The organism is Streptomyces sp. JH34, from assembly GCF_029428875.1.
Taxonomy (GTDB): domain Bacteria; phylum Actinomycetota; class Actinomycetes; order Streptomycetales; family Streptomycetaceae; genus Streptomyces.
The window spans coordinates 3,832,547-3,846,005 of record NZ_JAJSOO010000001.1 but is presented as its reverse complement, the minus strand read 5'-3'; the positions used below and the strand labels follow the sequence as shown (position 1 = coordinate 3,846,005).

Annotated in this window: 13 protein-coding genes and 1 tRNA gene; 8 read left to right on the top strand and 6 right to left on the bottom strand. The window is 67.7% G+C overall.

Annotated elements, in window-relative coordinates; translation table 11 throughout:
* The 3 genes from dnaJ to dnaK all read right to left on the bottom strand — a co-directional run bounded on the left by dnaJ (position 1) and on the right by dnaK (position 3,791).
* Positions 1–1,194 (bottom strand): molecular chaperone DnaJ, encoded by a 1,194-nt coding sequence (dnaJ, locus tag LWJ43_RS17110; protein WP_277333105.1) that lies wholly within the window; start codon positions 1,192–1,194, stop codon positions 1–3.
* A 93-nt stretch (positions 1,195–1,287) separates the two neighbouring features.
* Positions 1,288–1,941, bottom strand: a complete 654-nt coding sequence (grpE, locus tag LWJ43_RS17105; protein ID WP_277333104.1) for a nucleotide exchange factor GrpE — start codon at positions 1,939–1,941, stop codon at positions 1,288–1,290.
* Positions 1,938–3,791, bottom strand: coding sequence for a molecular chaperone DnaK (dnaK, locus tag LWJ43_RS17100; protein WP_277333103.1), 1,854 nt, complete (start codon positions 3,789–3,791; stop codon positions 1,938–1,940). Before dnaK ends, grpE begins: the two co-directional genes overlap by 4 nt.
* Positions 3,792–4,106: 315 nt before the next feature.
* Here dnaK and LWJ43_RS17095 point away from each other — a divergent pair, with 315 nt between their 5' ends.
* The 3 genes from LWJ43_RS17095 to LWJ43_RS17085 all read left to right on the top strand — a co-directional run bounded on the left by LWJ43_RS17095 (position 4,107) and on the right by LWJ43_RS17085 (position 8,337).
* Positions 4,107–4,814, top strand: coding sequence for a sugar transferase (locus LWJ43_RS17095; RefSeq protein WP_277333102.1), 708 nt, complete (start codon positions 4,107–4,109; stop codon positions 4,812–4,814).
* 92 nt (positions 4,815–4,906) lie between these two features.
* A complete protein-coding gene (locus LWJ43_RS17090) occupies positions 4,907–7,189 on the top strand; it encodes a (Fe-S)-binding protein (protein ID WP_277333101.1) in 2,283 nt (760 codons plus the stop codon).
* Positions 7,190–7,410: 221 nt separating this feature from the next.
* Positions 7,411–8,337 (top strand): Yip1 family protein, encoded by a 927-nt coding sequence (locus LWJ43_RS17085; RefSeq protein WP_277333100.1) that lies wholly within the window; start codon positions 7,411–7,413, stop codon positions 8,335–8,337.
* Positions 8,338–8,446: 109 nt separating this feature from the next.
* Here the strand turns inward: LWJ43_RS17085 and LWJ43_RS17080 are convergent, their stop codons facing one another.
* On the bottom strand, positions 8,447–8,947 hold the full coding sequence (locus LWJ43_RS17080) for a phosphoribosyltransferase (protein WP_277333099.1): 501 nt from the start codon (positions 8,945–8,947) through the stop codon (positions 8,447–8,449).
* Positions 8,948–8,953: 6 nt separating this feature from the next.
* On the bottom strand, positions 8,954–9,529 hold the full coding sequence (gene dcd / locus LWJ43_RS17075; protein ID WP_277333098.1) for a dCTP deaminase: 576 nt from the start codon (positions 9,527–9,529) through the stop codon (positions 8,954–8,956).
* 468 nt (positions 9,530–9,997) lie between these two features.
* On the opposite strand from dcd, the gene LWJ43_RS17070 reads away from it, so the two are divergent.
* The 4 genes from LWJ43_RS17070 (at position 9,998) to LWJ43_RS17055 (ending at position 11,141) form a co-directional block, all read left to right on the top strand.
* Positions 9,998–10,071 (top strand) — tRNA-Gly (locus LWJ43_RS17070).
* A gap of 160 nt (positions 10,072–10,231) precedes the next feature.
* Positions 10,232–10,426, top strand: a complete 195-nt coding sequence (locus LWJ43_RS17065) for a type II toxin-antitoxin system Phd/YefM family antitoxin (RefSeq protein WP_277333097.1) — start codon at positions 10,232–10,234, stop codon at positions 10,424–10,426.
* A gap of 29 nt (positions 10,427–10,455) precedes the next feature.
* A complete protein-coding gene (locus LWJ43_RS17060; protein ID WP_277333096.1) occupies positions 10,456–10,821 on the top strand; it encodes a hypothetical protein in 366 nt (121 codons plus the stop codon).
* Positions 10,818–11,141 (top strand): hypothetical protein, encoded by a 324-nt coding sequence (locus LWJ43_RS17055; RefSeq protein ID WP_026291046.1) that lies wholly within the window; start codon positions 10,818–10,820, stop codon positions 11,139–11,141. The genes LWJ43_RS17060 and LWJ43_RS17055 overlap by 4 nt, the downstream gene beginning before the upstream one ends.
* 456 nt (positions 11,142–11,597) lie before the next feature.
* Here the strand turns inward: LWJ43_RS17055 and LWJ43_RS17050 are convergent, their stop codons facing one another.
* A complete protein-coding gene (locus LWJ43_RS17050) occupies positions 11,598–11,873 on the bottom strand; it encodes a hypothetical protein (RefSeq protein ID WP_277333095.1) in 276 nt (91 codons plus the stop codon).
* Positions 11,874–12,798: 925 nt separating this feature from the next.
* On the opposite strand from LWJ43_RS17050, the gene LWJ43_RS17045 reads away from it, so the two are divergent.
* Positions 12,799–13,350 carry a hypothetical protein gene (locus LWJ43_RS17045; RefSeq protein WP_277333094.1) on the top strand — a complete coding sequence of 184 codons (552 nt, stop codon included), beginning with the start codon at positions 12,799–12,801 and terminating at the stop codon, positions 13,348–13,350.
* The last annotated feature ends 109 nt before the right edge of the window (positions 13,351–13,459 follow it).

Below are 13,459 nucleotides of genomic sequence, written 5' to 3'. Positions count from 1 at the left end.
TCAAGCTCCCTTCGCAGCCTGGAACAGCTCCGCCCGCGGGTCCTCCCCCGCGGTCGCCTTCCGGTAGGCCTCCAGCGCGTCCTGGGCGTCCGCGCCGAGCTCCGTGGGCACGGACACCTCGACGGTGACCAGGAGGTCGCCGCGGGTGCCGTCCTTGCGCACGGCCCCCTTGCCCCGGGCCCGCATCGTACGTCCGTTGGGCGTGCCCGCCGGGAGTTTCAGGGTGACCGGGGGACCGCCGAGCGTGGGCACCTTCACCTCGCCGCCGAGCGCCGCCTCCGCGAAGGTGACGGGCACGGTGACGGTGAGGTTGTCGCCCTTGCGCCCGAACACCGGGTGGGCGTCGACGTGGACGACGACGTAGAGGTCGCCGGCCGGTCCGCCGCGCTCCCCCGGGCTGCCCTTGCCACGCAGCCGGATCCGCTGGCCGTCCGCCACCCCCGCGGGGATCCTGACCTGCATCGTGCGGGCGGACTTCGCCCGGCCGCTGCCCTTGCAGACGTCGCAGGGGTCCTGGGCGATGAGGCCCCGGCCCTTGCAGTCGACGCAGGGATCGGTCAGTGAGAAGCCTCCGCCGGTGCCGCGCGACACCTGTCCGGTGCCGACGCACGTCGGGCAGACCCTCGGGGTGCCGTTCTTGTCGCCGGTACCCGAACACGCCTTGCAGGGAGCCTGGCTGGACATCCGCAACGGGACCGTGGCCCCGTCGACCGCCTCGGTGAAGCTGAGCGTCACCTCGGACTCGATGTCCTGGCCACGCCGCGGCTGGACCCGTGTGCCCGCACCGCCGCGGTTGAACAGTCCGCCGAAGACATCGCCCAGGCCACCGCCGCCGCCACCGCCGAACCCGCCGGCGCCGGCGTTCTGGCCACCACCCGGGGCGCCCCCGAAGAGGTCTCCCAGGTCGAAGTTGAAGTTGCCGCCCGCACCGCCGGGACCGGCCCGGAAGCCTCCGCTCCCGAAGAGGGCGCGCGCCTCGTCGTACTCCTTGCGCTTCTTGGGGTCGCCGAGGACGTCGTTCGCCTCGGAGATCTCCTTGAAGCGCTCCTCGGCCTTGGCGTCACCCTTGTTGGCGTCCGGGTGGTACTCGCGGGCGAGCTTCCGGTACGCCTTCTTGACCTCGGCGTCGGTGGCGTCCTTGGGGACGCCGAGAACCTTGTAGTAGTCCTTCTCGACGAAGTCCTTCGTGCTCATCGACGTCCCTCCTTCCGGACGATCGGCCGTGCGGCCGGCCCTGTGGCCGGCCGCACGCCCCGTCGGTGTTCACCGCAGTGGTCGGACGCGATGTCAGACCTCTTCGGTGCCACCGCTCTCCTCGTCGTCTGCCTTCTCTTCCTTCGCCGCCGCGGGCGTGGCGCCCGGCTGCGGCTCGGCCACGGCCACCCGCGCGGGGCGGATGGTGCGCTCCCCGATGCGATACCCGGGCTGCAGGATCGCCACGCAGGTCGTCTCGGTGACGTCCGGCGCGTACGAGTGCATCAGGGCCTCGTGGATCGTCGGGTCGAAGGGCTCGCCCTCCTTGCCGAACTGCTGGAGGCCCAGCTTCGCGACGACCGTCTCCAGGGATTCGGCCACCGACTTGAACCCGCCGACGAGTTCGCCGTGCTCCCGGGCCCTGCCGACGTCGTCGAGCACGGGCAGGAGCTCGGTCAGGAGATTCGCTGCCGCGACCTCCTTGACCATCACCCGGTCGCGCTCGACGCGGCGACGGTAGTTCTGGTACTCGGCCTGGAGCCGCTGGAGGTCGCCCGTGCGCTCGTTGAGCGCGGTACGGACCTGGTCCAGCTGGGCCGTCAGTGCCGCTGTCTGCGGTACGTCCCCGGCCGGGGCCGCCGCCTCCTCCTCCTCGGAGGGGGTGGCGGCCTTCGGCTCGACGTCGTCGGAGTTGGCGCCGGAGGGGACGTCAGGCTTCTCGTCGAAGCCCGGAGTCTCCTCGGTCACGCCGCACCGCCCTTGGTGTCCTTCTCGTCGTCCACGATCTCGGCGTCGACGACGTCGTCGTCGGCCTTGGCCTGACCGTCGCCCGGCGCCTCGGCACCCGGCGTCGCACCCTCGGACTGGGCGTTGGCGTACATCGCCTGGCCCAGCTTCTGGGAGACGGCCGCGACCTTCTCGGTGGCGGTGCGGATCTCGGCGGTGTCCTCGCCCTTGAGCTTCTCCTTCAGCTCGGTGAGCGCGGTCTCCACCTCCGTCTTCACATCGCCGGGGACCTTGTCCTCGTTGTCCTTGAGGAACTTCTCCGTCTGGTAGACGAGCTGCTCGCCCTGGTTGCGGGACTCGGCGGCCTCGCGACGGCGGTGGTCCTCGTCGGCGTACTGCTCGGCCTCTTCGCGCATCCGGTTGACCTCGTCCTTCGGCAGCGAGGAGCCACCGGTGACGGTCATCTTCTGCTCCTTGCCGGTGCCGAGGTCCTTGGCGGCGACGTGCATGATGCCGTTGGCGTCGATGTCGAAGGCGACCTCGATCTGCGGCACGCCACGCGGGGCCGGCGGCAGACCGGTGAGCTCGAACATCCCGAGCTTCTTGTTGTACGCCGCGATCTCGCGCTCGCCCTGGTAGACCTGGATCTGCACGGACGGCTGGTTGTCCTCGGCCGTCGTGAAGATCTCGGAACGCTTGGTCGGGATCGTGGTGTTGCGCTCGATGAGCTTCGTCATGATCCCTCCCTTGGTCTCGATGCCGAGGGACAGCGGGGTCACGTCGAGGAGCAGGACGTCCTTGACCTCACCCTTGAGGACACCGGCCTGCAGCGAGGCGCCGATGGCGACGACCTCGTCCGGGTTCACACCCTTGTTGGCGTCCTGGCCGCCCGTGAGCTCCTTGACGAGCTCGGCGACGGCCGGCATACGGGTCGAGCCACCGACGAGAACGACGTGGTCGATCTCGGAGAGCTGGATGCCCGCGTCCTTGATGACGTTGTGGAACGGGTTCTTGCAGCGGTCCAGGAGGTCCGCGGTCAGCTGCTGGAACTGCGAGCGCGTGAGCTTCTCGTCCAGGTGCAGCGGGCCCTCGGCGGACGCCGTGATGTAGGGCAGGTTGATCGTGGTCTCGGTCGAGGACGAGAGCTCGATCTTCGCCTTCTCCGCGGCCTCGCGGAGACGCTGGAGAGCCATCTTGTCCTTGGACAGGTCCACGCCGTGGCCGTTGGCGAACTGCTTCACCAGGTAGTCGACGACCCGCTGGTCCCAGTCGTCACCACCGAGGTGGTTGTCACCGTTGGTGGCCTTCACCTCGACGACGCCGTCGCCGATCTCCAGGAGGGACACGTCGAAGGTGCCGCCACCGAGGTCGAAGACGAGGATCGTCTGGTCGTCCTTGTCGAGGCCGTACGCGAGGGCCGCGGCGGTCGGCTCGTTGACGATGCGCAGGACGTTCAGGCCCGCGATCTCACCGGCCTCCTTGGTCGCCTGACGCTCGGAGTCGTTGAAGTACGCCGGGACGGTGATCACCGCGTCGGCGACCTTCTCGCCCAGGTAGGACTCGGCGTCGCGCTTCAGCTTCTGCAGGATGAAGGCGCTCATCTGCTGCGGGTTGAAGTTCTTGCCGTCGATCTCGATCTTCCAGTCAGTGCCCATGTGGCGCTTGACCGAACGGATCGTCCTGTCGACGTTGGTGACCGCCTGGCGCTTGGCGACCTCGCCGACGAGCACCTCGCCGTTCTTGGCGAAGGCGACGACGGACGGCGTGGTCCTGGCGCCTTCGGCGTTGGTGATGACGGTGGGCTCGCCGCCTTCGAGAACGCTGACGACGGAGTTAGTCGTGCCCAGGTCGATGCCGACCGCACGTGCCATTTCAATTCCTCCAACTGACTACTTGAGTGGATCTGGCTCAAGGATGCATGACACCAACCCCGGAGTCAAAGGACCTGAGCCACTTACGCTCAACTTATGTGCTCACACATGACCTGACCAGGCATTTTCCATATGCAGGCATGGACGAAGACTTGCCGGACCCGCCGAGGAACCCCTTTCGGGCCCTGGATCCGCGACACCTGCCCGACGCGGCGCGCCGCACACACCCACTCCACCCTCGCACCGTGGGATCGTTCTGTCACAAAATGCATCGAGACGGTCATACCGTTACGTCATCGACTCCGGGCAGGTGCAATGCGGAACGCGAAGCAGACTGCGGCACGAGGAAAACGGCGCGTCACCGCGCGGGCGGCCGGCGCCGCGGGCAGAACCTCCCGGCCGCCCGCGACGGCCGACCGCGTCGTCGCGACGGCCGACCGCGTCGCCGCGGCCCTGGGGGGCCTGACCGTCAAGCGGACCCTGGACCTGGTACTCGGCTCGGCGCTCATGCTCATGGCAGCCCCCGTGCTCGCCTTCGCGGCCCTGGCCCTCACGCTCCGTCCGCCCCTCGGCGGGAGGGACGTACTGAGGCGCGAGGTCCGGATCGGCCTCCGGGGCCGCCCGTTCGAACTGCGCTCGCTGCGCACCCGCCGGCTCCGGCTCGACCTGCTCTCCCGGCTGCCCCACGTCCTCGCGGGGGAGCTCTCCCTCGTGGGCCCGGCACCGCTCACCCCCGAGGAGACCGCCGCCCTCGGCCCCGCCGCCGGGCACTGGCGGGAGGGCGTCAGGCCAGGCCTGACCGGCCTGGCCCAGGTCCGGGCGCGCTCGCGCATGCCCTGGGACGAACCCGCCCTCCTCGACGCGCACTACGCAGAGCATCATGGGACCGGGCTCGACCTGGCGATCCTGGCGCAATCCGCACGCATCCCCCTCCGTGCGGCGGCACGGCGGCTGTGGCGTCCGGGAAAGGCTCACCTGAGCGACACAGATCACCGCCTGCCCGGCTACAGCGTGGCGGAATAAGTGGATAGTGTCAGCACAGACTGATTAAGTTACTGCTTAGTAATCGCTTGTACGCGCTGGATCCCACCCTCGCAGGCCCGAGGAGCCCCCAAATGCAACTCGCCGCGATCATCGTGTCGCTGGTGCTGACTGTCGTCGGCGTTGCGCTCATCGCCCGAGCCGTCGCGCAGATCTACCGGTTCGTCCGTCTCGGACAGCCGGTGCCGGCAGGCAGCCGCACCGACAACCCCAAGCAGCGCACGATCACCCTGGTCAAGGAGTTCCTCGGCCACACCCGGATGAACCGGTGGGGGATCGTGGGCTTCGCCCACTGGTTCGTCGCCATCGGCTTCCTGACCCTGCCGCCGACGCTGCTCCAGGCGTACGGACAGCTCTTCCAGGCCGACTGGGTCCTGCCGATCGTCGGCGGATGGCTGCCGTTCGAGATGTACATCGAGTTCATCGGCATCATGACCGTGCTCGGCATCGTCACGCTGATGGCCATCCGGCTGCTGAACCTGCCCTCGCGGGCGGGCCGCAAGTCACGCTTCGCCGGCTCCAAGGCCTGGCAGGCGTACTTCGTCGAGTACGTCATCCTCGTCATCGGCCTGGCGATCCTGACCCTGCGCGGCCTCGAGGGCGCGATCCACCACGTCGAGGGCTACGAGGCCGCGTACTTCGTCTCGTATCCGCTCGTGCTCGCCTTCAAGGGCTTCGCGCTCGGCACGCTGCAGAACCTCATCTACTTCACCGCGATGGTGAAGATCGGCACCTCGCTGATCTGGATGATCACGGTCTCCCTGAACACCAACATGGGTGTCGCCTGGCACCGTTTCCTCGGCTTCCCGAACATCTGGTTCAAGCGGAACGCCGACGGTGAGGTCGCCCTCGGCGCCCTGCAGCCGATGACCAGCGGCGGCAAGGAGATCGACTGGGAGGACCCGGGCGAGGACGACACCTTCGGCGTCTCCCAGGTCGAGCAGTTCTCCTGGAAGGGCATCCTCGACTTCTCCACGTGCACCGAGTGCGGCCGCTGCCAGTCGCAGTGCCCCGCATGGAACACCGGCAAGCCGCTGTCCCCGAAGCTCCTGATCATGTCCCTGCGCGACCACGCGCACGCCAAGGCCCCGTATCTGCTGGCCGGCGGCGGCAAGGACATGGAGGGCAACGAGAAGGCCACCGAGGAACAGCTCAAGGACGTCCCCGCGGCTGCCCTCGCGGAGGCCGAGCGCCCGCTGATCGGCACCGCCGAGGAGAACGGCGTCATCGACCCGGACGTGCTGTGGTCCTGCACCACCTGCGGTGCGTGCGTGGAACAGTGCCCGGTCGACATCGAGCACATCGACCACATCGTCGACATGCGCCGCTACCAGGTGATGATCGAGTCCGCGTTCCCGTCCGAGGCGGGCACGATGCTCAAGAACCTGGAGAAGAAGGGCAACCCCTGGGGGCTCGCCAAGAAGCAGCGCGTCGAGTGGACCAAGGAGGTCGACTTCGAGGTCCCGATCGTCGGCAAGGACGTCGAGGACCTCACCGAGGTCGACTACCTGTACTGGGTCGGCTGCGCCGGCGCCCTCGAGGACCGTGCCAAGAAGACCACGAAGGCCTTCGCGGAGCTCCTCCACATCGCGGGCGTCAAGTTCGCGATCATGGGCGGGGACGAGAAGTGCACCGGTGACTCCGCCCGCCGCCTCGGCAACGAGCCGCTGTTCCAGCAGCTCGGCCAGGAGAACGTCGCGATGCTCAACATGGCGTTCGGCGAGTCCTTCGACGAGGACGGCCGCGTGGACGACTCGACAAAGAAGGCGAAGGCGACGAAGAAGATCGTCGCGACCTGTCCGCACTGCTTCAACACCATCGCGAACGAGTACCCGCAGCTCGGCGGCGAGTACGAGGTCATCCACCACACGCAGTTGCTCCAGCACCTGGTGGACGAGGGCAAGCTGATCCCGGTGACCCCGGTCGAGGGTCTGATCACGTACCACGACCCGTGCTACCTGGGCCGTCACAACAAGATCTACACGCCCCCGCGCGAGATCATCGCCAAGGTCCCGGGACTCCGGAACGAGGAGATGCACCGCCACAAGGAGCGCGGCTTCTGCTGCGGCGCCGGTGGTGCCCGGATGTGGATGGAGGAGCGGATCGGCAAGCGCATCAACAACGAGCGTGTCGACGAAGCCCTCTCGCTCAACCCGGACATCGTCTCCACCGCGTGCCCGTTCTGCCTCGTGATGCTGACCGACTCGGTCAACGGCAAGAAGAACGACGGCAAGGCGAAGGAGTCGGTGCAGGTCGTCGACGTGTCGCAGCTGCTCCTGGAATCGGTGAAGACGCCCGCCGACCCGGCGGGCGAGGCGGAGCCGGCCGGCCGGCCGGAACCGGAACCCGTCCAGTAGCTGTCTCCCACCACGGAAGCGGCCGGACCTGCCTCGGGGGCAGGACCGGCCGCTTCGGTCTGTCCCGGGGCGCCGACCCCGGCAGCCGGCCGTCGACGGCCCTCCGCGGGGTGGGGCAGACCCCCCGGGGTCCCCCTAGGGGATGTCACAGCTAGGCCGCAATGGGCCCGTGTTCCCCCGGCCCCCACACCGCACCCGTGCGGACCAGGTACGTTCGAGGTGTGGCTGGATTCAGGATCGGACGCGGCCGGGACAACCGCACACCGCAACAACACCCGCAGCAGCAACAGCCGTACGGCGCGCAGGCATCACCGCCGCCCTACGGCGGGCAGTCGTGGCCCCCGGCAGGAGGCAACGGCGCACCGTACGGAGGCTCCCAGGGCGCCCCGTACGGCGGCGGGCACGGCGGCAACGGACACGGGGGTGGGAACGGACACGCAGGCGGGCACGGCGAACCGGAGTACTTCGGCGACCCGTATCACCAGCCCTCGCAACAGGACCCGTATGCCAACGCCCCGGGTCACACCCAGGCGTTCAGCATCAACGAGGACCCCTACGGCGACGGGAACACCTACCAGGCCGGCCAGGCCCCCGCGCAGCCTTCGGGGCCACGGCTCCACTGGAAGCAGCTGCTGAGCGGCATCGTGATGCGGCCGGGACCGACGTTCTGGCAGATGCGTGACTACCCCGTGTGGGGCACCGCGATCGCCGTCACGTTCATCTACGGACTGCTCGCGCTCTTCGGCTTCGACCAGGCACGCGACGAGGCGATCCACGCGGAGGTCTCCACCGCCGCCCCGTACGTGATCTTCACCGGGGTCGGCTTCGTCATCGGCGGACTGGTCCTCGGCGCCGTCACCCACACCCTGGCACGCCAGCTAGGCGGCACGGGCGCGTGGCAGCCGACCGTGGGCCTCTCGATGCTCATCATGTCGATCACGGACGCGCCCCGCCTGCTCTTCGCCCTGTTCCTCGGCGGCGAGAACGCCCTGGTGCAGATCCTCGGCTGGATCACCTGGCTGGCGGCCGGAGCGCTCTTCACCTCGATGGTGAGCAAGTCGCACGACCTGCCGTGGCCGAAGGCCCTGGGCGCCTCGGCGATCCAGTTGATCGCACTGCTCTCGATCATCAAGCTCGGCACGATCTGATCCGACGCGGTCCGACGTGCGGGAAGGCCCCGGTGCACAGCACCGGGGCCTTCCCGTGTCCCTGGCCGTGCCCGTGTCCGTGCTCGTGTCCGCACCCACGGGCCGGGACCTACGAGTCGAGTACCTGGCCCTCACGACGCACGACGGGCTTCTCCACGCTCCACGGGAAGTTGATCCACTGGTCGGTCTTCTTCCACACGTACTCGCACTTCACGAGCGACTGCGGCTTCTCGTAGATGACCGCGCTGCGCACCTCGGCCACATGGTCGATGCAGAAGTCGCGGACCAGCTTGAGCGTCTTGCCGGTATCGGCGACGTCATCGGCGATCAGGACCTTCTTCTGCGTGAAGTCGATGGCATTCGGGACGGGTGCCAGCATGACCGGCATTTCCAGCGTGGTCCCGACTCCGGTGTAGAACTCGACGTTCACCAGGTGAATGTTCTTGCAGTCCAGGGCGTAGGCCAGACCACCCGCGACGAACACCCCGCCCCGCGCGATGCTCAGCACGACGTCCGGCTCGAAGCCGTCGTCGGCCACGGCCTGTGCCAGCTCACGTACGGCGTGCCCGAAGGCCTCGTACGTCAGATTCTCCCGCGCTTCACCAGCCATGCCGTATCACACCTGTGTCCGATGGAAATTCATGTAGGAACGCGAGGCGGTCGGCCCTCGCTGGCCCTGATAACGCGATCCGTAACGCTCGGATCCGTACGGGAATTCGGAGGAGGAAGACAGCCGGAACATGCAGAGCTGCCCGATCTTCATTCCCGGCCAGAGCTTTATCGGCAAGGTCGCCAGATTGGACAGCTCCAGAGTGACGTGCCCCGAGAAACCGGGGTCGATGAATCCGGCGGTCGAATGCGTCACCAGCCCGAGCCGCCCGAGCGAGCTCTTCCCCTCCAGCCGCGACGCCAGGTCGTCGGGGAGCGAGATGACCTCGTACGTCGAGGCCAGGACGAACTCCCCGGGGTGGAGGATGAACGCCTCGTCGCCGTCCGGCTCGACCTGACGCGTCAGGTCGATCTGCTCGACGGCGGGATCGATATGCGGATAGCGGTGGTTCTCGAACACCCGGAAGTAGCGGTCCAGCCGCACATCGATGCTCGAGGGCTGCACCATCGAAGCGTCGAACGGGTCAATGCGAACCCGCCCGGCATCGATCTCGGCCCGGAGGTCCTTATCTGAGAGAAGCACGCATCGAGGATACGCAGAACGCGCGAGCCGACCCCAACCGGACCGCCTCGCGCGCCTGCGTCACTGCTCTAGCGCTCCTCGAGCGCCACAGGAACGGCCTGCCGCAACCGAGCACAACGCGGACAGCGGATCAGCCGCCCCGGCCCGATCCGCGCGGACCCGAGCTGCTGCATCGGGAACGACGACGCGGCAAAAACGTGCCCTTCGGCACAGCGGACGACGGTGCGCTCCATCGACTCCATCAAGTCCCTTCCCCAACCAGCCTTGGACGAGACCGCCACATTAGGGGATGAACGGGACGCCACTCCAGGCGGCACTCCGACCGCCCACGCTACGCCCCCAACTCCCGCCACCCGCACCCGCGTCCACCCCACGCAAAGCCACGCGGACCCCGCGGCGAACTCACCGGGGGTCTGCGATGGGGTACAGTGTGGGACGATGCACAGCCGATCATCATCGGCGCGCTTCGCGGGTGTAGTTTAATGGTAGAACATGAGCTTCCCAAGCTCAGAGCGCGAGTTCGATTCTCGTCACCCGCTCCACGAAAGCCCCAGGCCAGCGGCCGGGGGCTTTTTTTGTTGCCATAAGCCCGATCAGGCACTCCGCGCCCGCTCTGCACCCGATGCGCCTGCTGGCTTCCTCCAACCGCCGCACCCCACGGGCACATATGTCAACTATGATAGTTGCTATATGCTTCGGCATATGGAGACGAAGACGTACACGACCATCGACCTGCGCAAGGGGATGGGCGAGATCCTGGACCGGACCCGGATCGCCGGTGAGGCCGCCGCCATCACCCGCAAGGGAAAGACGGTCGCCTACCTGGTGCCGGCCGAGTGGTTCGAGCAGATGGCCCGCGGGCACGAGTCGCACGAGGACCGACGCGAGGCGGCCTGACCCACCCTCCACACCAAGGAGCACGAACCATGCCCGCCCACGCACTCCACTTCGATGGGTACGAGGGGGAACCCCTGCGGTTGCCACCCATGCCCGAACACACGCCCCAAGCACTTCGGTTGGCGATTCAGGACCACACTCCGCACCTCCTCCCGGACTTTGAGGCGCACTGGAAGCGCGTCATCGGCGACGCCTTCAACATCACGCCCGTGCCCGCCTTCATGCGCCTGTGGTGGACGCAGTACGCCATCGCCCGGAATCCCGCCCTCGACTCGCACCTTCGCGACCTCGAAACCCGCGCCGCCAAGTCCGAGGACCCCGAGGAGTCCCTCCGGCTTCTGGAGGAGTACAGCCGCCTCCGGCACGAAGCCGCTGAGAGGAAGCCCGGAGAGTGATCGACGAACCACTCCGGCCGCCTTGGCAAATGGACTGGACGAAGCAGGCGCAGCACGACTTCCAGAACATGCCCGCCGAAGGCAGTGACCTGATCATGAGTGCCCGTGCGGAACTGATCACGGCCGAAGACCCGTACTTCCGGGGGATCGACGCCGATGCCTCGCTCCCGCACTGGATGACCGTCCGACCTCTGGCCTCTACAAGCCCCGGCGGCCCCCACATCGTGGACCTGGCCGGCGGACGCGGCTGGCTCATCTACACCTTCATGCGGCGCCACGCCGATCCCCAGATCGTCGTCACCGAAGCCTTCTGGGCCTGACGTCTGCGCCACCGGAGCGTCTGCAGCACAGGTGGCTCCCGTTCCGTTTTCCGTCACCCACTCCAGCACAGAACCTCAGACCGTGGCGGACTTGAGCGCGTCGGCGTTGCCGGCGTTGTAGCGGGTTCGGGCAGTCTTGCCGTCGGCTTCGAGAGCGGCATAGAAGTCGTCGCCAGCCGTCCTCGCGGCGGCCGGCTGCCACCAGCCACGGCAGGTCGGCGTCAACCCAGACCGCCCCGCGCCAACGCTGGACCTTCACCTTGACCAACACCTGGTCATCGACAGCGCGGATGCGCTCATGCTTGGCATCGTCCGCCGCGAACTGCTCAGCGGTCTTAGCCAGGATCGGGTGCTCGATCTCGTCCGAGGGGTCGGTCACCGCCGGCAGGGGGAGTCCGAGGTCATCGCGCAGGCATCGCAAGGTGGGCCTGGCGGGCCGCATCGCAGCGGGACCGGTCATTCGTCGATCCCGCCGACCGCGTCGATCTCCTCCGATGTCAGAACGGTCAGGAGCATGACGTCCGACTTCAGGGAGCCGTCCAGGACGCTGAGCGCCTCCACCATCCCCTCACGCAGATCCTCACGCCGCTGGTCCAGGTAAACCCGCACCGCCTCCGCGACCAGATCCTTCTTCGTCAGGCCCAGGAAGTGCGCGCCCTGGCTGATCAACTTATCCGTCGCCGGATCCACCTTGAGCGGCGACTGCCGGGGTGGCTTCGAAGCCGTGGTCATAAATCCCACCTCCGCGTCCACGGCACCTTAGTACCTCACGATGAGGTTCCTTGCTGGTGACCGCAATGAGACGCAGCCCGTCGACCGCCGGTACTACGGAGCCGGATCGATGACCGCCGACCGGATCGCCTTGGGGCAGATCGCCAGGGGTGAAATCGCACGGTCGCGAGCGCCTGATCCAGCGCGGTGAAACTTCCCCACCCACGGCACGGCGGCATCGATCGCCCTCCTGCCCCATCCGTGCCCTTCAGAGCGGACAACAGCGGTCAAGCACGGCACCCAGCGACCACACCACCCTCAACCGATCCAGACAAACATGCAGGTCAGAGCCACTACAGCCGATCAAGAACCGTTGATTCCCAAGCTCAGAGCGCGAGTTCGATTCTCGTCATCCGCTCCATCAAAAAGCCCCAGGGGCAGGGGGCTTTCTTGTTGTCTGGACCAGTTCAGGTATCTCGTGCCGTATCCGTGCCAGATGCGGTCATCCGCCGCTTCACGCCGGGTCCGCACGAGCTGGTCGGGGCCGGCCACAACCTCGCGCTGCCGCTCCAGGCGAGAAAGGCCAACAGAACAACGACCCGCATGCCCGCTTCCGATGTGGTGGCCCCTTCAGCACGCCTGCCCGTGGTCAGCTCCGCGGCCTGCCTGGCACAGGCGGCGACGTCCGTCCGCACCGCCGTAGACCATGAGCATTGCATCCGACGCCTGGTCTAGGTTTTGCCTGTGAACCACAGCTGTTCCAACGCCGGCGCACCCCGCGAGCCCGACTTGCCGCCGTACCAGGTAGTCCTGTCGGAGACTGATTGGGCTTCGCTCGAGACGCCTTTTGGGAACGGTGAGGACCTCCCCGAGGTCCTCACACGGCTGCTGACGCCCGACCCCAGGGCCCAGGGCCCAGGTCAACGCTCTGTCAGAGCTAGGTGAGATGGTCGGCCACCAGAACACCATCTACGAAGCCACTGCCCCCGCCGCCCTGTACGTCGCCGGCATCCTCACCCACCCGGCGGCTACGACCCCCCGGCCCTATCGCAACGTCCCCATCCGCGCGGCACTGTTGAACTGGTTGGTTTCTACGGCTTACGACGCCTCCGACGAGATTGCGAGCCGCACGGAGCAGCACTTCCCTGGCTTCCTGACCCCCGGCACCATCGTGGCGTCCTTCCGGGACCTGCGCCCGATGCTCTACCAGGCGGTCTCGCCCTTCCTTCGAGAAAGCCACGAGGACGTGCGCGAAGCCGCCGTTATCGCCGCGCTCATCCTCGCCGAGCACCCCGCGCTCGCCGAGCACCGCGATCACCTCGCCGTGCACGCGCGCACCATCCTGGACACCAGCGGCGATATCTCCAACCGGCGTGTTGCCCGGAAGGCGCTGGAAGCGTGGGGCCACGACGCCCCCGACTCCGAGCCTTTCCTGGAGGAGTCCTGGGACTGGGGGCCACAGAGCGATGGCCGCAGCTACCTCGAACCGCCCTTCTGACCGATACGCGCATGGCCCGCAGGCTTGTACTCCCAGCGCCGGAAACCGCACCATCCGGTCGCGAAACCTTGACCGGAACAATCGGTGCCGCAAACCCAAGCCTGCACGC

Excerpts from the sequence above, each read along its gene's own strand:
- dnaJ (WP_277333105.1), bottom strand. The coding sequence starts at position 1,194 with ATGAGCACGAAGGACTTCGTCGAGAAGGACTACTACAAGGTTCTCGGC.
- dnaK (WP_277333103.1), bottom strand. The coding sequence starts at position 3,791 with ATGGCACGTGCGGTCGGCATCGACCTGGGCACGACTAACTCCGTCGTC.
- LWJ43_RS17095 (WP_277333102.1), top strand. The coding sequence starts at position 4,107 with ATGCGGAACGCGAAGCAGACTGCGGCACGAGGAAAACGGCGCGTCACC.
- LWJ43_RS17090 (WP_277333101.1), top strand. The coding sequence starts at position 4,907 with ATGCAACTCGCCGCGATCATCGTGTCGCTGGTGCTGACTGTCGTCGGC.
- LWJ43_RS17080 (WP_277333099.1), bottom strand. The coding sequence starts at position 8,947 with ATGGCTGGTGAAGCGCGGGAGAATCTGACGTACGAGGCCTTCGGGCAC.
- LWJ43_RS17065 (WP_277333097.1), top strand. The coding sequence starts at position 10,232 with ATGGAGACGAAGACGTACACGACCATCGACCTGCGCAAGGGGATGGGC.
- LWJ43_RS17060 (WP_277333096.1), top strand. The coding sequence starts at position 10,456 with ATGCCCGCCCACGCACTCCACTTCGATGGGTACGAGGGGGAACCCCTG.
- LWJ43_RS17050 (WP_277333095.1), bottom strand. The coding sequence starts at position 11,873 with ATGACCACGGCTTCGAAGCCACCCCGGCAGTCGCCGCTCAAGGTGGAT.
- LWJ43_RS17045 (WP_277333094.1), top strand. The coding sequence starts at position 12,799 with ATGGTCGGCCACCAGAACACCATCTACGAAGCCACTGCCCCCGCCGCC.